The following is a 21,480-nucleotide window of genomic DNA, read 5'->3' on the forward strand; positions in this document are numbered from 1 at the left end:
ACTATTAGTAAATTCCGCTTCCTCGGTTGTTTTCGCCTTGTCTCACCTTAGCTCGCAAGACTTTGCACAGAGGCTCTGGGTCCAAGCTCGCGAATCTATCGCAAACCGAAACCTATAACTCTCTCGATAAACCGGCCAACAGGCCGGTTTTTTTATTGCCATGTCCGACAACGTATTGCCGCCGGGGCCGGCAAGCTTTGCCGTTTGCCGAGGTAGAACAGGGAAAAAGAGCGCAATGGTGGGGTGTAAATCCTTGGCACATAGCGTGCTTTAGGCTGGTTGACCGATGTCGCTGTACTCAACGAAGCCGACAAAAGCGAGCCTAGCCATGCTGTCCAACATCAATAGCTACTTTGCTTTCAACGAAACCGCGATGAAATTGCGTGCGACACGGCAGGAAGTGATCGCCAGCAATATCGCCAATGCGGACACCCCCGGCTACAAGGCACGTGATTTCGACTTTGCCGCCACGCTGAAAGGCGCTGGTACCGCTCAGCGCAACGCCAACATAAATATGAACCGTACAGATAGTCGGCATCTTGCAGGCAATGTCCACAACGAGCTGGAAGCCGCGCTGATGTATCGCAACGATGTGCAACCCTCGATTGATGGCAATACGGTGGATATGAATACCGAGATGAGCAACTTCACCGATAACGCATTGCGCTATCAGGCGAGCCTCACCTTCCTGCAACAACGGATCACCGGCCTCAAGACAGCCTTGCAGTCGCAATAACATCGGTTAGCAGAATAAGGAGCATTCCATGTCTCTCTTCCGCGTCTTCGATATTGCCGGCTCCGCCATGACAGCGCAGTCCATCCGGCTTAATACAACCGCCAGCAATCTGGCCAATGCCGAGAGTGCGACTAGCTCCACCGGGCAACCGTATCGTGCAAAGCAGGTGATATTCAGCGCCACCAAGCTCAGCGCACAGCAGCCCCAGGCCGTGGGCGTCACCGTTGCTGCCATATCGGAAGACCAGAGCCCGGCACGGCTTGTCTATGCCCCGCAGAATCCACTTGCCGATGCAACCGGCTACATTGCCATGCCCAATGTGAATGTGGTGGAAGAAATGACCAACATGATTTCAGCATCGCGTTCATACCAGACCAATGCCGACATGATGAATACCGCCAAGACCTTGGTGCAGCGTACATTGCAGCTGGGTTCAGTTTGATAAAGGGGAAGTGCGATGACCTCCATTACAACCATGTCCAACTCTTCCGACCTGTATGACCGCATCAATGCGGCCAACAAGGCCAGCAGTACAAGTGCTGGCACCAGCAAGGTCAAGAGCAAGGCCGAGGAAACGCAGGACCGCTTCTTGAAGCTCCTGATGACCCAACTGCAGAACCAGGACCCGATGAATCCGTTGGATAGCGCGCAAAGCACTACCCAGTTGGCGCAGATCCAGATGGTGACCGGTATTGATGAGCTCAATACCAGTATGGGTTCATTGTCGAGCAGCTATCAGGCCGGTTTATCGGTACAGGCCGCGGGCCTTGCTTCCTCGTTGATTGGCCATGAGGTGTTGGCGCCCGGGCAGAAGTTCAGCTTTGACGGCAATACCACGCGTGAAGCACGCGTCATCGTGCCGGAGGATGCTGGCCCCGTTACCGTATCGATCTACAACGCCAACGGCGTGAAGGTAGATGAAATCGCCCTGGGTGACGCCAAGGCGGGAATGAGTGAAGTGAGTTGGGACGGTATTGAAGAGCAAGGCAACAAACTGCCTGCCGGTACCTACAAGATGATCGCGCTCAGTACAGATGCAAAGGGTGTAAGCAGTGAGTTGAAGACTTACGTGCCCGCCAAGGTGGAGAGCATCGATTTGTCGGGCGGCAACCTGAAATTAACGGTTGTCGGCAATGGCAGCATGTCGTTGAGCGACGTTATCCGGATCAGCTGAGCCGTCGATCAGGATTTGCACCTAGGCGTTCGGGCAATACTTCAGGAGCAGTGCCATGGGATTCCAACAAGGTTTGAGCGGTTTGAACTCCGCCTCCAAATTCCTCGACGTAGTCGGTAATAACGTCGCGAATGCGAATACAGTTGGTTTCAAAGGGTCGCGCGCAGAGTTTGCCGATATCTACGCCAACACCCTGGCGGCTTCAAATGTACAGGTCGGTATTGGCGGCCGGACATCCAACGTGGCGCAGCAATTCAACCAGGGCAATGTCACAAACACCAACAACCCACTCGATATCGCTATTCAGGGAAATGGTTTCTTCAGGTTGATCGACCCGGCAGGCACCTACAGTTACAGCCGTAACGGCCAGTTCCAGCTCGACCGGGAAGGCTATATCGTCAACGGTGGCCAGAAGTTGGCAGGTTACGTGGCAAATAGCGACGGACAACTGGTTACCGGTGCGACGCCCACTGCCATCCAGATACAGACTTCAAACATTGGCGCCCAGGCGACAGGCGGGTCGACACTGGCCAATGCGGGCCTGAGCCTGGGTATGAACTTCGATGCGCGTAAACCCATCGTCACCCGGGGGACCAGCACCGTATCAATCAACGGTATGCAACTCAATAATGCCGCGGCGGTGGGGACAATCACGTCCTACCAGACCCGGGTAGCAGATTCGACAGGGCAGTTCCATACGCTTGACGTACAGTTGACAAAAGTGGCGGCCAATACATGGGCTGCCGCGACACGACTCGACGGTGCTGGCAGCTATACCTCGACAGCAACGCCACTCGTGTTCACACCTGGCGGACAACTGCAATCGGGTTCGACCCAGGCGGTTTCCTACCCGCTCAGCTCGCCGGCACCGGCTTACGGTACAACGCCTTTCAACTTCAACCTGAATTTCTCTGGTGCGTTGGAAACCGCCACGCCAACGGCCGGTACAGTAACGGTTAACGATACAGGCGCACAGAACACGACCATTGCGGTCAGCGGTTCCAACCTGGATGCGGCAGACCCCGTCGGCACACCGCACTCGTATGCCGGGCAGTTCCGTGACCCCAATGGCGTCACACATACCATCGACATCCTGCTTACCAAGGCCGCAGCCAATGCCTGGACGACCAGCTACAGCATCGACGGTGGCCCTGCGGTTACTACCGCGCCAAATGGTTCGGCACTGCCACCGCTGCAGTTCAATACCAATGGCCAGCTTATTGGCGGCTCACCCGTTCCTGCCAGCTTCACCTACCTTGCCAACGGTAGCCAGCCCGGCGGCAGCATGACCTTCAATATCAACCTCGGTGGCGTAACCCAGAATGCCTCTGCATTTACCGCTGGTATCGTGGAGACCCGCAGTACGCCACCGATCGTCGCGTCGGACCCAACCAGCTATTCCCACTCGACTTCGGCGACGGTTTATGACTCGCAGGGTGTTTCCCACACGCTGACCTTCTATCTCACCAAGGTGGCCGTGAACGCTTGGGAGGTTCAAACCAGTTTCGATGGCGGCGCACCCGTTACCCAACCTGGCTACGTCACATTCGATGCTTCTGGCAAGATGAACGGTGGCACGCAGTTTGCATATTCCTCGCCGGTGCCGTCGCCCAGCGGTGCGCAAACGCCACTGGCGTTTACCACTTACTTCACCGGCACCACGCAGTTCGGTAACCAGTTCGGGGTGAACAACCTGAGCCAGGATGGATATGCAGACGGCAACATCACCGGCTTGAGCATCAACAAAGACGGCATCATCCAGGGGCGTTACTCGAATGGGCAGAACCGTCTGATTGGCCAGATTACGCTGTACAACTTCGCCAATGTGCAGGGTTTGCAGCCTTTGGGCGACAACCGCTGGGCTGAGAGCTACGCCTCGAACCAGGCAAGGTTGGGAACACCAGGATCATCGGACTTCGGTACTTTGCAGTCAGAATCGGTAGAGGATTCAAACATTGATCTGACCAAGGAATTGGTCGATATGATCACTGCGCAGCGTACCTACCAGGCCAATGCGCAGACGATCAAAACGCAGGATTCCGTCCTGCAAACGCTGGTGAACCTGCGCTGAGCGGGAAGCGGCAAATAACGCCGGCAACGTCTGCCGACACCGCTCCCAGCTCCGGCGCCAAGGAGCGGTGAAAAATGGACAGACTGATCTACGTGGCCATGACAGCAGCAAAACAGGCCACCATGCAGCAAGCCACCGTGGCCAACAATCTGGCCAATGCCGCCACCCCAGGCTTCAAGCAGGAATTGGCCGCTTACCGCGCGGTACCCGCCGTCGGCGGGGTGGGCTATCCCAGTCGTTCCTTTGTCGTGGAGCAGACCACCGGTTCTGACTTCACTCCAGGCACATTGCAAACCACAGGACGCGAGCTTGACGTTGCCGTCACCACGGAAGGCATGTTCGCGGTACAGACAGGTAGTGGCGAGGCCTATACCCGCAACGGCAGTCTACAGATTGATGCAACCGGCCTGCTGCAAACCCGCGAAGGACTCCCGGTGCTGGGTGATGGTGGGCCGATTACGTTGCCACCAGACAGCATCATCACCTTCGGCAAGGATGGCACCATCAGTGCCGCCACGGTGGCCGACCCATCCCAAAGCAACGAAATCGGCCGCATGAAACTCGTCAAACCTGTCGAGCGGGACCTGGATCGCGGCAATGATGGCTTCTTCCGCCCGCGTGATGGCCAGCCTCTGCAACCTGATGCTTCGGTACAAGTGAGCAATGGCATGCTGGAGGCGAGCAATGTCAATTCGGTTGAGCAGCTGGTGAAAATGATCGATTACCAGCGGCACTACGACTTGCAGGTACGAATGTTGCAAACAGCAGACCAAAACGCGCGTGCCGCCGCTCAGATTCTTGCTGTAGGTTGATGTGGCCGGCAATAAACGACCGTAAGACAGGAAAATACCGGAAAGGATTGCCGCCATGATGCGCTCTCTGTGGATTGCCAAGACAGGCATGGATGCAATGCAGATGAACATTGATGTCGTCTCGCATAATCTGGCTAACGTCAACACGTATGGCTTCAAGCGCAGCCGTCCTATTTTCGAAGACCTTCTCTACCAGACCATGCGGCAGCCCGGGGGGGCAACCAGCCAACAAACCCAACTGCCGACGGGGTTGCAGCTGGGTACAGGCGTCAAGCCGGTTGCTACCGAACGCATCCACACACAAGGCAATCTGCAACTCACCGAAAGCCCGTTTGACGTCGCCATCAATGGCAGCGGATTTTTCCAGATTGAAATGCCGGATGGCACGATCGCCTACACCCGCGACGGCGCTTTTCAGCTGAATAATCAGGGGGTGCTGGTCACGGCAGAGGGGTATCCGGTATCCGGCAACATCACGGTGCCTCAGAACACGATCCGGTTTGGTATTTCGCGTGATGGGGTTGTAACAGCGCTGCAAGCGGGCCAGACCCAGGCGACCCAGATCGGCAATATTCAGCTCGCTACCTTTATCAATACCGCAGGTTTGCAAAGCGTGGGTGAGAACCTGTACCTCGAAACCTCCGCCTCGGGTGCCCCCCAGGTCAGCGACCCTGGCCAGAATGGGTCGGGGGTGCTGAATCAGCAGTATGTTGAAACGTCCAACGTCAACATCACAGAAGAGCTGATCAACATGATCCAGGCCCAGCGGGCGTTTGAGATCAACTCCCGGTCTATTCAGACCTCGGACCAGATGTTGCAGAAACTGACACAACTGTAGTCAGGCTAAGGTAGTTGCGCATATAGCGCATTTGCTTGGGCTATAACGCCAAACGGCAAGACAACCGCCAGGCAGTAAGCCAGCTTGCAATACCGGGTAACAGCGGCAACCACAGAATAGCCGCGGCCCGACAACCATGGCTCTGACAGGAGAAACGCCATGATCCGCTCTATCCTCCTTTGCGGCAGCCTTATGCTGCTGACTGCTTGCGCCAATTATCTGCCGCCCACTATCGTCAGCCAGCCAACCAGCTGGCACCCGGCGCCAGTTCAGCCGGTGGCCGCGGCTAACGGATCGATATTCCAGGCAGGCAGCGCACGTATGCTGCTGGAAGACCCGACTGCGAGACGGGCAGGGGATATTGTCACGATCCGTATCCAGGAGCAGGTCACTGCCAGCACAACCAGCGCCAGCAAAGCTGACCGAAGCGCGGAAAACAAGATTGAGCTGGGCACCAACTCCAACTTCTTCGACAAGCTGCTGGGTGGGCTTGGACTGGGTATCAAAGCCAGCAGCAAACACGATGGCAGCGGCACAGCAAACTCTCGCAATAGCTTCACCGGAGACATTTCCGCCCAGGTTGTGGACGTGTTGGCCAATGGTAATCTGGTTATCGCGGGTGAGAAGCAGGTCAATATCCGCGGTGAAGTCAGTTACTTGCGCATCTCCGGCATTGTAAGCCCTGCCGATATCACCACCGGCAATGTGGTATTGTCGACAAAGGTGGCCGAGGCCAGGATTGAAGAGGTCGGCAGCGGCACTGTAGCGACCGCTTCCAACGCAGGCTGGCTGCAGCGGTTCTTCTTCAGCGTCCTACCTTTCTAAGCTGATCATGCCTATTCGCCTAGCTATCCGTCTGCTGATCTGTTCGGTTCTGGTACTTGCCGGGCTTCCTGCACAGGCGCAGAAACTGAAGGAGCTGGTCAGTGTAGGCGGCGTACGGAATAACCAATTGCTCGGTTATGGCCTGGTAGTGGGCTTGGACGGCAGTGGTGATCAGACCAGTCAGACGCCTTTCACCACGCAGAGTCTGACCAATATGCTGCAGCAGCTTGGCGTTACGCTGCCTGCCGGCACCAAGTTACAGCTCAAGAATGTCGCCGCAGTAAGCCTCACTGCCAATCTGCCTGCTTTTTCCCGTGTCGGGCAGACAATAGATGTCGTGGTTTCATCGATGGGTAATGCAAAGAGCCTGCGAGGCGGCACGTTGTTGATGAGCCCATTGAAAGGAGCAGATGGGAAGATCTATGCCGTTGCCCAGGGCAATGTGATTGTTGCCGGTGCGGGTGCTTCAGCTGGTGGTTCCAGTACCCAGGTCAACCAGCTTGCGGTAGGGCGCATTCCCGATGGCGCAACGGTGGAGCGTGAAGTCCCGGGCGGTGTCGGGGCAGGGGATAACATCACCCTGGCACTCAGTAATGCGGATTTCAGTACCGCAAACCGGGTTGCGCAGGCGATCAATGCCAATATGGGCAGCAATACGGCGCGTGCGTTGGATGCCCGGACCATACAGGTCCGTGCGCCGCAGGACCCGGATGCACGTGTCCCGTTCATGGCCAAGATGGAGAACCTCTCCATAACACCAGAAGAAGTACTGCCCAAGGTGGTCATCAATGCCCGTACAGGCTCGATTGTGATGAATCGGACTGTAACCTTGGAACCCTGCGCTATCTCGCATGGCAACCTCACTGTCACCATCTCCGCAAGTAATGACGTTAGCCAGCCCAAACCTTTGTCTGGCGGCATAACCACGCCTGTTCAAAATGCCACGGTGGATGTCAAGGCAGAGAAGGGCGGTGTGACAACAGTTGCCAAGAGTGTCTCGCTCAACGACGTGGCGCGGGCGCTGAACAAGATTGGTGCTACACCGCAGGACTTGTTGGCGATCTTGCAGGCGATGAAGGCTGCGGGCGCGCTCAAAGCGGAATTGGAAGTCATCTAATTTAGCCCTTTAAGGTAGTAGTCTCACCCCTGTTAACCGCAATTAAGAAAACAAGGGGACTATGTCCCCTTGACCACCCAACTATATCTCCCCCGGCAATGCGATGAATACTGGCTTTGCAGTGTGCCGGTGATTCTTGCCGATGCGGCAAATTCTTGCCGCTCCACATCAAGCCAAAATCACAATTAATTAATTAAAATCAGCAGCTTAATTAATTGGCACAGTCCCTGCTGTTACCCCTTCGACGCATAGCCAATCGAACTGGGTAAAGCACCATGCAAGTTGCTAACTCCTCCGCCAATGCCTCCCTGAATGCCAAGCTGGCCATCGATGCCCAGGCTGTCGGCGACCTTCGCAGCAAGTTGTCACGCGACCCCAAAGGCGCAGCGCGCGAAGTCGCCAGCCAGTTCGAGAAGATGTTTCTCGATATGGTGATGAAGTCGATGCGGCAGGCCACCCCCAAGTTTGATGAGCTCCAAAGCGATACGGTCAGCATGTTTCAAGGCATGTATGACCAACAGCTGTCGCAAAACCTCACTGCCGGCAAAGGGCTTGGTCTGGCCGACATGATTGCGGCACAGATAGAAAAGATGACAAATAGTGCTGCGCTGCAAACCCCATTGAAGCGTCCAGCCAGCTCCACCTATGGCTCCCAGACCATTCAGGCAGGCACTGCATCTCCCACTACCAATGTCAGCGCTGATGAGTTTGTGGCCACGGTAGGCGCTGCCGCGGTCGGCACAGCTCAGGCCATGGGGCTGTCACCCCACCTGATGCTGGCACACGCTGCACTGGAAACCGGCTGGGGCAAGAAACCCATCACCGACAGTGCTGGCAACAACACCCACAACCTGTTCGGTATCAAGGCCGGCAAGGACTGGAAAGGCCGGACTGCCGACATCGTGACGACCGAATACGTGGAAGGCAGAGCACAGAAGCGGGTTGAAACCTTCCGTGCCTACGACAGCTATGCCGATGCCTTCAGTGATTACGGTCAACTCCTGGTCCGACGCTATACCGATGCCGCACAAGCCGGCACGAATGCCAAGGTATTCGCCAAGGAGCTGCAAGAGGGCGGTTATGCAACCGACCCCAGCTACGCAAGAAAACTGGCACAGGTGGCCGAACACCCAGCGCTGAAGGCTTATCGCGCAGCAGCTTGAGACAAGCAATTTGACACACCGGAAAACAAGGTGGGGGTAGGAAATCATGGGCAACAGTATCTACGGCATCGCAGTATCGGGCCTCAATGCAGCGCAAGTGGCACTCAACACCGCCAGCCACAACATCGTCAACGCCAACACGCCAGGCTACAACCGGCAGACGATGAAGCAAGCGGCAATGCAGCCTAACCCTACAGGGGGCGGCTTTGTCGGGCGTGGCGTTGAAATCACCGGCATCAGCCGGATTTACGATGCATTCATCGGCCGCCAGGTACAGATCGCCAAGGCGCAGGATGGTTATCTGAGCAGCCAGCTGTCGCATCTATCTGACCTGGACAACCTGATGGCCGACCCATCGGCAGGCTTTTCCCCCTCCCTGCAGGACTTCTTTACCGGTGTGCAGACGGTTGCCAACAGCCCCAAGGATGTATCAGCCCGTCAGTCACTGCTTGGTTTGGCGCAATCGATGATCACCAAGATGCATACGGTGAACGAGCGTATGGCGGTGCTGCGAGAGGACGTGAATACCGAGATCACTTCCTCGGTGTCAAACATCAACTCGATCACGAACCAAATTGCCGCACTGAATGATCAGATCATCCTGGCTTCCGGCTCTGGTGATGGGAATGCGCCAAACGACCTGCTTGATCAGCGCGATCAGCTCGTCAAAGACCTGAATGGCTATGTGAAGTCGACAATCATCAAACAGTCCGACGGCAGCTACAACGTATTCATCGGTAACGGTCAGAATCTTGTGGTGGGTAGCCAGTCCTTCACCCTGGGAGCGGTTGCTTCGGCTGACGATCCATCCCGCCTGGAAGTGGCGTACCAGCAGTTCGGCGCCACGATCACGATTCCGGACAACCTGATTACCGGCGGTTCCTTGGGGGGCGTACTGGAGTTCCGCACCAAGGCGTTGGATGAGGTGCAAAATTCGCTCGGCCGTGTTGCTGTCGCACTGGGGCAAACGGTGAACGATCAGCACCGTAGAGGCCAGGACCTGAACGGCCAGTATGGTGGCAATCTTTTCCAGTTCCCGGTCGAACAGATCAATGCGCAATACAACCTGGGTGCGAATAGCCGCACCATGACGGCTGAATTGGCTTCCGCCCTGCCATTTATTGAAAGCGACTTCAATATCGCCTTTGACGGGACGAACTATACGATTACCCGTATGACCGATAGCCAGTCCGTTACGGTAGCACCCGCTGCCATCCTGGCAGCTGGTGGTCAGCTGGCATTTGGCGTGCGCTTTCAACTGAGCGGCAACCTCGCTGCGGGTGAAAATTTTGGTGTGAGCTTCAGACCCGCCGCTTCGCATATTCTGCCCAGCTCGAAAAATGCCGGTAACGCGGATTTGCAGGTGTCCATCAGCAATGTGAGCGCACTTACCAGTAGTGACTATGAACTCATCGTCGACAAGGTGGACGACCCCAGCACCGTAGGGGTATTGGAAGATTCCTACCGCATTGTGCGCAAGAGCGATGGCATGGTCACCAATATCAACGGCACACAGTGGGCAACGCCTCCGGTGGTGGTTGACGGTCTGGAATTCCGGCTCAACAGTGGGACTTTCGTTGCCGGTGACCGCTTTACCATTCAACCTACACGGGACTTTGCCGAGAACATGTCCGTTATGGTTACCGACACGGCAAAAATCGCCGCGGCAGCACCTATCCGTACCTCGGCAGATGCAGTCCGCATTGTTACCTCTGTGCCAACCACCAATACTGGTACAGGTACGCTCACCGCCGTCACCAACTCGTTGAACTCTAATGGCGGTACTTCGGCCAAGAAAATCGAAATCGTCTTTACTAGCGCGACCTCTTACGATGTGCGCGATGCGAGCACCGGTACCGTACTGGCAGGTAACCAGACCTACGCCGCTGGCGGCAACATTACCTACAACGGCTGGACTGTGCAGATATCGGGGGCACCGAATGCAGGGGACCGATTTGTTATCGAACCTCGTCGGAATACCGGTAGTGGGGCGATCTCCGCAGGCGTTGTCAATTCCGCACCCGTGAATATCAACCTCAAGAACCCGGTTGCCGTGCAATTTGTTTCCTCGACCAGTTATCAATTGGTCGACCCTACCAACGGGACAGTCTTACAGGCTGCTCAAGCTTATACATCGGGCTCCAACATCAGCTTTAACGGCTGGAGCGTCAAGGTAAGCGGTGTACCTGCAACAGGCGACACCTTTCTGATTGAAGCCAATACCGGTGGTACGGCAGATGCTCGGAATATGTTGGCGCTGGGGCAGTTGCAAACCGCCAATACGATGACAGGTGGCACCACCAACTTCCAAGGGGCCTATAGCAAGATGGTTGCCGATGTTGGTGTGCAAACCAACCAGGTCAAAATCAATCAGAAAGCCCAGGCTTCGTTGTTGCAGCAGGCTGAAACCAAGCAACAACAGGTTTCGGGTGTGAACCTCGATGAAGAAGCAGCAAATCTGCTCAATTTCCAGCAGGCATATCAGGCTGCAAGCCGCACGATTCAAATTGCGCAAAAGGCATTTGAAGAAGTATTGAATATTGGTCGTTAATTAGTACGGTCGTTTGTTAGTGTCCGCGGGGGTAAAACATCATGCGTGTCTCCAGTAATATCATTTACCAGCAGAGTGTCTTTAATCTGGGCAATCGGCAGTCTGATTTGACCATCTTACAGAACCAACTCTCTACGGGCCGCCGTATTCTCACCCCCTCCGACGATCCGGTAGGTTCAGCGCGTTCACTCAATCTGCAGCAGTCCACCTCTCAGAATGAGCAGTACATCAAGAATGTACAGTATGGGCGGGGAGCGCTGTCGTTGGCCGAAGGCAACCTGCAGCAGGTGACCAGCATTATTCAGGATATCCAGAAACTGGCTGTGCAATCGGGCAGCCCAGCACTGACCTCCGCCGAAAAGAAAATGATCGAGGCAGATGTCCGAGGTAAATATCAGGAACTGATCAGCCTTGCTAATACAACAGATGGTAATGGCTTGTATTTGTTCTCGGGTTATAAAGGCGATACCAAGCCATTTAATGAATTGGCTTATGGCAACGTACGCTACGACGGTGACCAGGGACAGCGTGAGGTCCAGATTTCACCATCCCGCCAGATTCCTGTTTCAGATTCCGGTGCGGACATATTTGTTAAAATCAATGACGGAAACGGTACCTTCACCACCACCATGAACGGTAATGCAGGTGGCGCCAATCTAGGCACCGGGGTAATCAGCCCAGGTGTGGTCACCGACCCGGTAAAATGGACCAATACCAATAATAGAGAACGCTATCGTATTCAATTCCACGTGGTGCCAGACCCGGTAGACATTACCAAGACCATTACCAATTACGACATTATTGATAATGACACCACATCGGCGAACTACAACCGGTCCATGATTGATGGATATAACTATACTACCGGGTTGCCTGCAGGTGGCCGTACCGATACCGTTGCTACCCCCAATGCTTATCCACGCCAATATACATCGGGTAATGACATCCTGTTTTCACAGCAAATTGGTGAAGCAACACCGTTGTATGCCAATTGGGACTTTGGTGCAAAACTTTCCGTAGAAGGGGTGCCTAAAGATGGTGACAGCTTTAAATTGGAACCAAGCAAATTTCAGGATATATTCACCACCATTGGGGACTATGCCTCTGCGCTGACAAGTTATGCGAATAGTTCAGTAGGGGGGGCGACTTTCCAAAATCAGCTGAATACGCTGCTGTCCAATATGGATAATACCCTGAATAAGATATTGACTGTACAAGCGAATATCGGTGCGCGGATGAATGAAATAGATTCAACCGAAGGCACCAGCAGTGATTTGAATGTACAATTCAAAACAACCATATCCAAACTTACTGACTTGAATTATGTTTCAGCGATCAGTGATTTTTCGCTTACCCAGACTTATCTGGAAGCTGCTCGCAAGTCATTTTCTTCAGTGCAAGGCCTCTCCCTGTTTCAATATATAAGTTAGTTGTCGCTGTCATTTATCACTGAAGAGCCAGAGTGCATGTCGCAATCTGGCTTATTCTTTTAGCTCTAGGAATGGGTGCTCTCATCGATTGAGTACGCCCATTCACACCATCAATCCGGCCACTTATCGGAATTCAGCCGTATCCAAGAGTAGGTGTTATGAGGTAAAGGCCCTGGCTCACAAGTCCTTGTACACCTGTCTAGCCTTAACTCCCAGAAATGTCCGTTGCGGATTTCCCTCGCAGTCACGAAGCTCTAATCTGGTATCGTTCGGGCTCGGCAAGATGATGGTGCCTCTATTCCGTATTTTTGCAAGATCGTGGCAGCATTTATCTCCTCTCCTTTTTAATTTCCCCTGCATTGGTAATCCATTCTGCTTACTTTTTTGAATTCTTGGCAGTAAGTTACTGAATTGATTTGCACGTTAACTATTGCAGTTGTACTTTAATCTGCAATTTACGTTCGAAGAAGACCAATCAACCCCTTTGGAGATTTTTATGGAAGCATGGATAAGACTGGTTATTGACCCTATCAATACTTACTTGTGGGGTTATATATTGGTCTATTTGTTGCTGACGGTGGGCGTATTTTTTACATTTCGCTTCGGTTTTCTGCAATTTCGTTCACTTAAACGTTCAATGCAGGTAGCATTTATTAAGGCCAAACCGGATGAAATCAGTCCATTTCAAGCTTTTGCCATTGGGTTGGCCAGTCGTGTAGGTACCGGCAATCTCGCGGGTGTTGCCACCGCCATCAGCCTGGGTGGCCCAGGTGCAGTCTTCTGGATGTGGTGTACAGCACTACTGGGTATGTCTTCTGCATTTGTTGAAGCCACATTAGCGCAGATCTTTAAAGTACGTAATGAGGATTCGACCTTTCGGGGTGGACCTGCTTATTATATTTCGCAAGGACTGGGTTCCCGCACCTGGGGCGTGCTATTTGCAATTAGCCTGTTAGTGGCATTTGGCTTTTCATTCAATGCGCTACAAAGTAATTCTATTAGTGATGCATTGCATACAGGCTTTGGCATTACGCCAATTGTTTCAGGGGGTGTAGTAACCGTATTAACTGCCCTGATTATTTTCGGTGGGGCAAGGCGCATCGGTAAAGTTGCCGAATGGCTGGTGCCCATCATGGCGGTACTATATTTATTTGTTGCGTTTTACGCGCTGATAACGAATTTTGCCCAAATTCCCGATTTATTCCGCCTGATCATTACCAGCGCATTTAACGGCCAAGCTGCTGTAGGCGGTGTGGCTGGGGCAAGCATAAAAGCTGCGATGGAGATGGGTGTAAAGCGTGGCTTGTTCTCCAACGAAGCCGGTATGGGGAGTGCTCCAAATGCCGCGGCCTCGGCTTCAACGTCGCACCCAGCTAATCAGGGACTCTTGCAAATGCTAGGGGTGTTTATCGATACCTTCGTTATTTGCAGTGCAACGGCATTTGTAATTTTACTATCAGACGCTTATGTACCCGGTAGCGGCGTCAAAGGCGCAGCATTAACCCAGGCGGCGGTGGGTTTTCATATTGGCAGTGCGGGCGCAGGGTTTATGGCAATCGTGATCTTCATGTTTGCTTTTACCTCAATCTTGGGGAACTACGCCTATGCAGAAAGCAATATGAACTTCATTTGTGAAAACAAAAAAGTGCTGACGATATTCCGCTTGCTGGTACTGCTAATGGTATTAATGGGTTCTGTCAGTAGCTTGCCATTGGTATGGGATATTGCGGATGTCTGCATGGGGATGATGGTCATCATCAATCTGGTCGCGATTTTATTCTTGTCCAAATATGCCGTAGGTGCTTGGAATGATTACCGTGAGCAGCTTAAAGCAGGCCAAGAACCCATATTCAAGAGTAAGAGTATTCCCGGCCTGGACTTGAAATTACAAGACAATTGCTGGCACTGATAGATTGCTATCCATTGCATAAGGGTGGTTGAAAAACCAGACTGCATTCCTTTAATAAATCGGGCCGCTTGTATTCAAGCGGCCCGATTTATTTTTATTTACACGCTTCTCAGCAGTCAACCAGAGTGATTTCTAGTATTGAACCTGCACAGCTTCCATACCAAGGTCACTACGCAAGGAGGCCAACAATTCGTCACGCAGCGTTACTTTCCAGCCGTCCCCTAGGGCAATAGCACAGCTTGCCTTGTCGCTACGGTATTGGATACGTATCGGGCAATCGCCACCCCGATAGGGATCAAGCAGACACCGGAGATGCGTCGCATCTGCGCGGCTATTTACGCCCAGATTCAACGCCTTGGCGAAGCGACTGCGGGCCTCGGCAAGGTCCAGCACACGGTCTGCGATAATGCGCAAGCCACCGCCACCACCGTAGCTGTCCTCGCTCACCTTTACTTCCATCACCGCCAGCGTATCTTCGCGCAATGAATTTCTCGCTGCTTCCAGTGTTTCGGCATAGACCATCACATCACGCTTGGTCGTTGCATCATCCAGCGTAACGAAAGCGATCTTGCCACGCTGGCCGATCTTGGTGCGAATCTCCAGCACGATACCGGTAATCCACTGCGTACTCTTGTTGGGCGCCAGCCTTGCCAGCTCCGTCTTCACAAAACCACGTACGAACTTCGCCTGCGCAGTAAATGGGTGACCGGACAAATAAAAACCGATAGCCGTCTTTTCTTCGGTCAACTGCTGGGCTTCAGACCAACGATCCACCACTGCCAGCTGCATGACATGTTCGGGCTCGGGTTCGAAGGCATCGAATAGACCACCTTGATTTACGTTGGCCGTAGCTTGCTCGGCTGCTTCCAATGCCATGCTCACGCTGGCGAGCATACTGGCGCGGTGATCACACAGGCTGTCGAACGCACCACCACGGATCAAGGCTTCGATCACCCGGCGATTGACGATGCGCTTGTCTGTCCGGTGGCAGAAATCAAACAGGTCCTTGAAGGGACCCGATGTCTGCCGGACAGCGATAATGTGTTCAACCGCTGCCTCTCCTGTACCCTTGATGGCACCGAGTGCATAACGGATTTCATCGCGCGATACTGGCTGGAAGCGGTAAACGCTGTGGTTTACATCGGGCGGCAGAAACTTGAGCTTGTTGAGAACACAATCGTCGTAGAACACCTTGAGCTGGTCGGTGTTATCCAATTCAGTTGACATGGTGGCGGACATATAAGCCGCGCAATGGTGTGCTTTCAACCATGCCGTGTGGTACGCCACCAATGCATAGGCCGCCGCGTGCGATTTGTTGAAACCGTAGCCAGCGAACTTCTCCATATAGTCGAAGATTTCATTGGCCTTAGCCTCAGGGATCGCCTGCTTGGCTGCGCCTTCAACAAACATGGCCCGTTGGGCGACCATTTCCTCAAGCTTTTTCTTACCCATGGCCCGGCGCAACAGGTCGGCGCCACCAAGACTGTAGCCGCCGCAAACCTGAGCGGCCTGCATTACCTGCTCCTGGTACACCATGATGCCGTAGGTGGGTGCCAATACTGGAGCCAGCAGGGGGTGTAGGTATTCGAATTTCTCGCCGTGCATCCGGCGGATAAAGTCGGGAATCAGGTCCATGGGGCCTGGCCGGTACAAGGCTACGAAAGCGATAATTTCTTCAAACTGCTTGGGTTTGGCATCCACCAGCATTTTCTTCATGCCGGTGGATTCAAACTGGAATACCGCGGTGGTATTACCTGCTGCAAAAATCTTGTAGGCCTGGGCATCATCGAGCGGGAGCTTTGAGACATCAATGTCCTCGCCGCTGACCTGTTTGATGTACTTTTGCGCAAGCTCGATGATGGTGAGGTTACGCAGCCCCAGGAAGTCGAACTTCACCAAGCCGACCTGTTCCACATCGTCTTTGTCGAACTGGGAAACCGGTGAAGCACCTTCGCCGCTGGCGATATATAACGGGCAGAAGTCCGTCAGCTTACCGGGCGCAATCAATACCCCACCGGCATGCATCCCGATGCCGCGGGTCAAATCCTCCAGCTTTAGCGCCAGTTCCAGTAGCTCACCGGCATCCTCCGCCTCGATCAATTCACCGATTTGCGGCTCCGCCTCCATGGCCTTTGCCAAGGGCAGGGGTTTGTTGGCTTCCAACGGAATCAGCTTGGACAACTTGTCGCAAAGGAAGAAGGGGAGATCAAGCACCCGGCCGATATCACGGACCACCGACTTAGAGGACATGGTGCCAAACGTGGCGATCTGGCTCACCGCTTCTTCGCCGTACTTCTGTCGAACATATTCGATTACCCGCCAACGGTTCTCCTGGCAGAAGTCCACGTCGAAGTCGGGCATCGATACCCGTTCGGGGTTTAGAAAGCGCTCGAACAGCAGGGCGTATTTAAGTGGGTCCAGATCTGTGATGCTCAGCGAATACGCTACCAGCGAACCTGCACCCGAACCCCGGCCGGGCCCCACCGGGCAACCGTTGGCTTTACCCCATTTAATAAAGTCCGCCACAATAAGGAAGTAGCCCGGGAAACCCATTTTGATGATGGTGTCGCATTCAAACTTCAGCCGGACTTCATAGGTTTCTCGGTTGGCTTCACGCTCGGCCGGGTTGGGAAATAGCTGGACCAGACGCTCTTCCAGACCCAGTTTGGACTCATGGATCAGGAAGTCATCCAGACTCATGCCATCCGGAGTAGGGAAGAGCGGCAGGAAATTTTTGCCTAACACAATATGTAGATTGCAGCGCTTGGCTATCTCGACAGTATTGGCAAGGGCTTCGGGGATGTCTTCGAATAGACTCGCCATTTCGGCTGGCGACTTGAAGTATTGTTGTTCGGTATAGCGCTTTGGCCGGCGTTTGTCGGCAAGCACATACCCTTCCGCAATACAGGTTCGCGCCTCATGCGCCTTGAAGTCGTCCAGCTCTAGAAACTGAATGGGATGTGTAGCCACGACGGGCAAGTCGTGCTCAGTAGCCAGCTTCAACGAAGCTTGCACTACCATTTCCCAGCGTGGGTCGCCTGTACGTTGCAATTCCAGGTAGAAGTTCTGCGGAAAAAGTGCCTTCCACCATTGCAGGCGGTCAACGGCTAGCTCCTGGTTGCCATTCAAAATCGCCTGGCCGATATCACCAAGATGCGCACCGGAAAGCGCGATCAAATCTGCATTGCTTCCCTCGGCAATCCAGGCGCGCTTCAGCTCAGCCCTACCGCGGTACTGGTTGTGCCGATAACCCTGCGTAACCAATTCACACAACCTGCCATATCCATCACGATTACGCGCTAATAGCAGTGCACGGAAGGGTTTCTCGCGGTCCTCTTCGTTCTCTATCCATACATCAACGCCAACAATGGGCTTGATGCCACTGCCACGGCAAGTTTTGTACTGCTTGACCATGCCGAACAGATTCATCAGATCGGTCACCGCGAGTGCGGGGATGCCAAATTGCTTGGTACGTTGTACAGCATCATCGATGCGGACAATGCCGTCAGTGATGGAGTATTCGGAATGAAGGCGGAGGTGGATAAAGTTGGGGGAAGAATTCTTGATTGGTGCGGGCATCATGGACGAATTTTACTTCCCTCACGATGCGCGACCAAGCTAATTGAGGCGAATGACCAGATTATTTTCCACCTCGTGCTTCAAGCACTGTCTTCTTGTGTCACTCTCGCCTCAACAAACTGCCGCATTTCTTTCAGCATCACCAGCATCTCATCTTGGCTTGCTAGTCGTGTCCGCAGTTCGATCAATACAAGCTCCTGCTCCCGAAGTTGTGTGAGATATGCTTGTGTTGTGTCTGCTAGCGCTGCTTTTTCGCCTTCTTTCTGATTCAAACGTTCCGCCCATTCCGCCTGGATTTTCTCGGCTTCCAATGTATTCTGCTGCAACTGGATGCTGTGTGTTTGCTCAATCCGTTCCACTTCAGATTCCACGCGACCTAGATCTTTCCTTACTGCAGCCAGTTCCGCGGTTTCCTTGGCCAGCGTCTGATATAACTGTGTCAGCTCATTTTGTTTAACTACCAGCGTCTGGTTTAGCGTTCGGGCCTCCATCTGCAACTGCTGCAGTTGATGTTCGTGGCGTCGCTGTTCCTGTTCTCGTTGCTCTTTGACGGACTGCCGGTAGTGTTCGAGAGCATCCCGCGCATGGGTGTGCTTCTCTTCAAGCGACTGGCGATGTGCTTCGTTATCTTTTAGCCGCTCGTTCAAACCTGCTACTTTTTGCGACAGCTGCATATTGGCTGTCTTCTCTTCTGCCAACACACCGCTGAGTCTCATATTTTCTTCCTTCTCGCTTTGAAGCGCTGTTTCGGCTTGCTGCGTACGGCTGTTCAGTACTTCGACTTCCGTACGTAATTGCATCAACCTCACCTCCTTTGCTTGCAATTCAGCTTCGTACTGCTCGCGAAGCTCAACCACTTGCCTATCAGCCTCGTCCTTCAGCTGTTCCGCCAAGCGGCTTGCAAGTGACTGAATGGCTTCACTGATACCCGCATCTCGATTTGGTCTATCACCTTCTTCCTGTGCCAACTCACGTAAGTAGCGCTGAATAGTCGTTTTGGAGCCTGTATTGCCGAGCTCTGCGCGTACCGCATCAATCGATGGGTTCCGCCCTTGGGCCGCCAACCTATCCCTGGCGTTTTCGATATCAGCCTTCGATACACCACTTCGTGCCATGCCAGCTTCCTTTGTTTGATACCATTTTACGTATTATGTAATTACGTAAAAAAATTAGCCAGATTTGGATCAATATTTTGAAAGATCACTAGCGTGATAATCACGAATTATCACACTCAAGGTGGTCAAGTAGGGGCACTACAGAAGGAGGCGGTACGTATGAACAGGGCAGATATCAAATGCGCCGAAAACAAAGAACTTGTTCAGGATCTGTCACGAGCAGCTGTCAGCAGGGTACAGAGCAGCGCAGAAACCGGAATGTACGTGGGTACATGAGGATTTCGAGCAGCACAATAAGCCCTGATCACAGCTACACAGTGAGATCGTGAACAGGTTCTAAGGGTGAAGAGAGGGAAGGGAGATATCTGAAGAAAACGACTTTGGCTGTACCGGCTAGGTATGGGTACATCACTTCTTTCGCTTGTTTGGGCCGATGGCATCCCATTCTCGACGTACTTCATCGTAATAAGTCTGTAAACCATAACGAGCCCAGATCTGTCGAACTGACTCTGCAAAGACGCCCTCCGACAGCACCTTACGTAACTTAGTCGCCGTAACAGGCATGATTTGGTTGTTGCATGCCACCCAACGCTCAAAACGAGCAAGATTGAACACCCGCGTCACCGCGGGTGTATCAGTCAGTTCCGGTAACGTATCGCTCAGTAAAAGATCGAATCGGTTGGCAATCAGCATGGATACCCCTCTGCTGGCTTGGCTAAGCGGCTCGTAAGTGATACCTGCAATGTCCAGCGCATCACGTACTTCGGCGATATCAATCGCACCGATGCGATAGCGACGCAGATCTTCGATATTGTTGAGCCGCCCTATTTTGCCTTGCTTAGCAAAGACGGAAATCATAATGGGTGCGACACGCCCCAGGAAGATCAAGGTTTCTGCCGATCCTGGTGAGAAATTCACTGCCAAGCCGCAGGTGTTTGGCTGTCTTTCCAATAGCTGCAAGAGTCGTTTGGTTGGCATGGCCACATAGTGGACTTCGATACCCTGCTGTCGAGCAAGCACCGCAAACGCCTCTGCATAAGGGCCTGTCAACGAACCTTTCTGTTCCACCAAAAACGGCAGGTATGTTTCGCCATACACCTCCAGGCGTTCCGCAGCACAAGCCGTTCCGCTGTAAAACAGTACAAAGGCTGCCAGTATGAGAGCGTATGAGATGAATGCCTTGATCACTTGCGCTTAATCAGCTGGACGGGTGTGGCGATAATGTTAGGTAGCGATTCTTGTGTAACACTCCTAGACAGCGCTTTGAGCACTAAATCTAGCGCGTATTCCGCCTGCTTCGCAGGATATTGGTCAGCAGTCGCGATAATTCTCCCGTCTGCGATATAGGGACGAATGGCGGGAATATTGTCATAACCGGCAATAGCAACTTTGCCCTTCAAACCTAATGCCTCGACTGCTTTGACCGCACCAATTGCCATATTGTCATTGCCACAAAGTAGTGCGCGTATGCCGGGTTCGCCCTCCAAAAGCTCGTGTGCGGCTTTTTCTCCGCCTACCACTTCCCAAAATCCGGAACGAATACCTGCGACCTCCATACCTGCAGTGCGTAATGCCTCCCGATATCCATCACTGCGCGCTTTTGCGTTGATCGAACCGGGAGCACCTTCAATCAGCCCAATCTTGCTACCACCAGGTAACCCCTGCACCGCATAAGCACCTACGCTTTTTGCCCCATTGTAATTACTGGGCCCTACAAAGGGGACATTCACTTGTGCTGCAGCCAAGGCGCGATCATCCAACTTGTTATCCATGTTAATGACCAGTACACCAGCATTCATTGCAGTAATCAGCACTGGCAACATGTCGACTGAGTCAGCAGGTACTACAACCAAAGCCGAGGCACGTCTTGCAATCAGTTGCTGAACAATGGCTTCCTGACCCTTGACGTCAGTTTCTTCCTGAACACCCGACAATGCCAATTCGTATTCGTTGCTATGTTGCAGATAATGGGTTTTGGCGCCTTCAGCCATTTGCTGGAAGAACTCATTCCGCATCGATTTGAGCACAACACCTACCAAGGACTTGGTAGCGGGTGCGGCAAAAATTAAAGGGGAAAACGCGGTATAGAGTGCGACTTGGGTAAATCGACGTCTGTCCATCGCAATCTCCGTACACGATGCCAAGAAGTAGCGACCTATT

General features: G+C 53.3%; 17 protein-coding genes. 12 read left to right on the forward strand and 5 right to left on the reverse strand.

Translation table 11 applies throughout. The annotated features are described in order from the left end of the window. Positions 1–328 precede the first annotated feature (328 nt). The 6 genes from flgB (at position 329) to flgG (ending at position 5,631) form a co-directional block, all read left to right on the forward strand. On the forward strand, positions 329–736 hold the full coding sequence (flgB, locus tag ACUHMQ_RS07070; protein WP_445294749.1) for a flagellar basal body rod protein FlgB: 408 nt from the start codon (positions 329–331) through the stop codon (positions 734–736). A gap of 28 nt (positions 737–764) precedes the next feature. After that, positions 765–1,178: a flagellar basal body rod protein FlgC gene (gene flgC, locus ACUHMQ_RS07075; protein WP_445294750.1), complete on the forward strand. Its 414-nt coding sequence runs from the start codon at positions 765–767 to the stop codon at positions 1,176–1,178. A 15-nt stretch (positions 1,179–1,193) separates the two neighbouring features. Next, positions 1,194–1,910 (forward strand): flagellar hook assembly protein FlgD, encoded by a 717-nt coding sequence (locus ACUHMQ_RS07080; RefSeq protein ID WP_445294751.1) that lies wholly within the window; start codon positions 1,194–1,196, stop codon positions 1,908–1,910. Between the two features lie 55 nt (positions 1,911–1,965). Beyond that, complete coding sequence (locus ACUHMQ_RS07085) at positions 1,966–3,981, forward strand: flagellar hook-basal body complex protein (RefSeq protein WP_445294752.1); 2,016 nt, start codon at positions 1,966–1,968, stop codon at positions 3,979–3,981. A 74-nt stretch (positions 3,982–4,055) separates the two neighbouring features. Further along, positions 4,056–4,793 (forward strand): flagellar basal-body rod protein FlgF, encoded by a 738-nt coding sequence (gene flgF / locus ACUHMQ_RS07090; RefSeq protein WP_445294753.1) that lies wholly within the window; start codon positions 4,056–4,058, stop codon positions 4,791–4,793. Between the two features lie 55 nt (positions 4,794–4,848). Then, positions 4,849–5,631, forward strand: a complete 783-nt coding sequence (gene flgG / locus ACUHMQ_RS07095) for a flagellar basal-body rod protein FlgG (protein WP_445294754.1) — start codon at positions 4,849–4,851, stop codon at positions 5,629–5,631. A 5-nt stretch (positions 5,632–5,636) separates the two neighbouring features. Here the strand turns inward: flgG and ACUHMQ_RS07100 are convergent, their stop codons facing one another. Further along, positions 5,637–5,792, reverse strand: a complete 156-nt coding sequence (locus tag ACUHMQ_RS07100) for a hypothetical protein (protein ID WP_445294755.1) — start codon at positions 5,790–5,792, stop codon at positions 5,637–5,639. On the opposite strand from ACUHMQ_RS07100, the gene ACUHMQ_RS07105 reads away from it, so the two are divergent. From ACUHMQ_RS07105 to ACUHMQ_RS07130, 6 genes are all read left to right on the forward strand, one after another. After that, a complete protein-coding gene (locus ACUHMQ_RS07105) occupies positions 5,791–6,456 on the forward strand; it encodes a flagellar basal body L-ring protein FlgH (RefSeq protein ID WP_445294756.1) in 666 nt (221 codons plus the stop codon). The genes ACUHMQ_RS07100 and ACUHMQ_RS07105 overlap by 2 nt on opposite strands. Positions 6,457–6,463: 7 nt before the next feature. Further along, on the forward strand, positions 6,464–7,573 hold the full coding sequence (locus ACUHMQ_RS07110) for a flagellar basal body P-ring protein FlgI (RefSeq protein WP_445294757.1): 1,110 nt from the start codon (positions 6,464–6,466) through the stop codon (positions 7,571–7,573). 275 nt (positions 7,574–7,848) lie between these two features. Beyond that, on the forward strand, positions 7,849–8,736 hold the full coding sequence (flgJ, locus tag ACUHMQ_RS07115) for a flagellar assembly peptidoglycan hydrolase FlgJ (RefSeq protein ID WP_445294758.1): 888 nt from the start codon (positions 7,849–7,851) through the stop codon (positions 8,734–8,736). Positions 8,737–8,782: 46 nt separating this feature from the next. Next, on the forward strand, positions 8,783–11,287 hold the full coding sequence (flgK, locus tag ACUHMQ_RS07120; RefSeq protein ID WP_445294759.1) for a flagellar hook-associated protein FlgK: 2,505 nt from the start codon (positions 8,783–8,785) through the stop codon (positions 11,285–11,287). A 41-nt stretch (positions 11,288–11,328) separates the two neighbouring features. Beyond that, the gene (gene flgL, locus ACUHMQ_RS07125) at positions 11,329–12,717 is read left to right on the forward strand and encodes a flagellar hook-associated protein FlgL (RefSeq protein ID WP_445294760.1); all 1,389 of its coding nucleotides are present in this window, start codon (positions 11,329–11,331) and stop codon (positions 12,715–12,717) included. Positions 12,718–13,213: 496 nt separating this feature from the next. Next, positions 13,214–14,626: an alanine/glycine:cation symporter family protein gene (locus ACUHMQ_RS07130; RefSeq protein ID WP_445294761.1), complete on the forward strand. Its 1,413-nt coding sequence runs from the start codon at positions 13,214–13,216 to the stop codon at positions 14,624–14,626. 132 nt (positions 14,627–14,758) lie between these two features. Here ACUHMQ_RS07130 and dnaE read toward each other — a convergent pair whose 3' ends face one another. The 4 genes from dnaE to ACUHMQ_RS07150 form a co-directional block, all read right to left on the reverse strand. Next, a complete protein-coding gene (gene dnaE / locus ACUHMQ_RS07135; RefSeq protein WP_445294762.1) occupies positions 14,759–18,208 on the reverse strand; it encodes a DNA polymerase III subunit alpha in 3,450 nt (1,149 codons plus the stop codon). A 77-nt stretch (positions 18,209–18,285) separates the two neighbouring features. Further along, positions 18,286–19,320 (reverse strand): DNA-binding protein, encoded by a 1,035-nt coding sequence (locus tag ACUHMQ_RS07140; protein ID WP_445294763.1) that lies wholly within the window; start codon positions 19,318–19,320, stop codon positions 18,286–18,288. 408 nt (positions 19,321–19,728) lie between these two features. Continuing rightward, entirely contained in the window at positions 19,729–20,508 is a 780-nt protein-coding gene (locus ACUHMQ_RS07145; protein WP_445294764.1) for a transporter substrate-binding domain-containing protein, read from the reverse strand. Next, entirely contained in the window at positions 20,505–21,440 is a 936-nt protein-coding gene (locus ACUHMQ_RS07150) for a substrate-binding domain-containing protein (RefSeq protein ID WP_445294765.1), read from the reverse strand. The genes ACUHMQ_RS07145 and ACUHMQ_RS07150 overlap by 4 nt, the downstream gene beginning before the upstream one ends. Positions 21,441–21,480: the final 40 nt, after the last annotated feature.

This window comes from Chitinimonas violaceus, assembly GCF_052601015.1.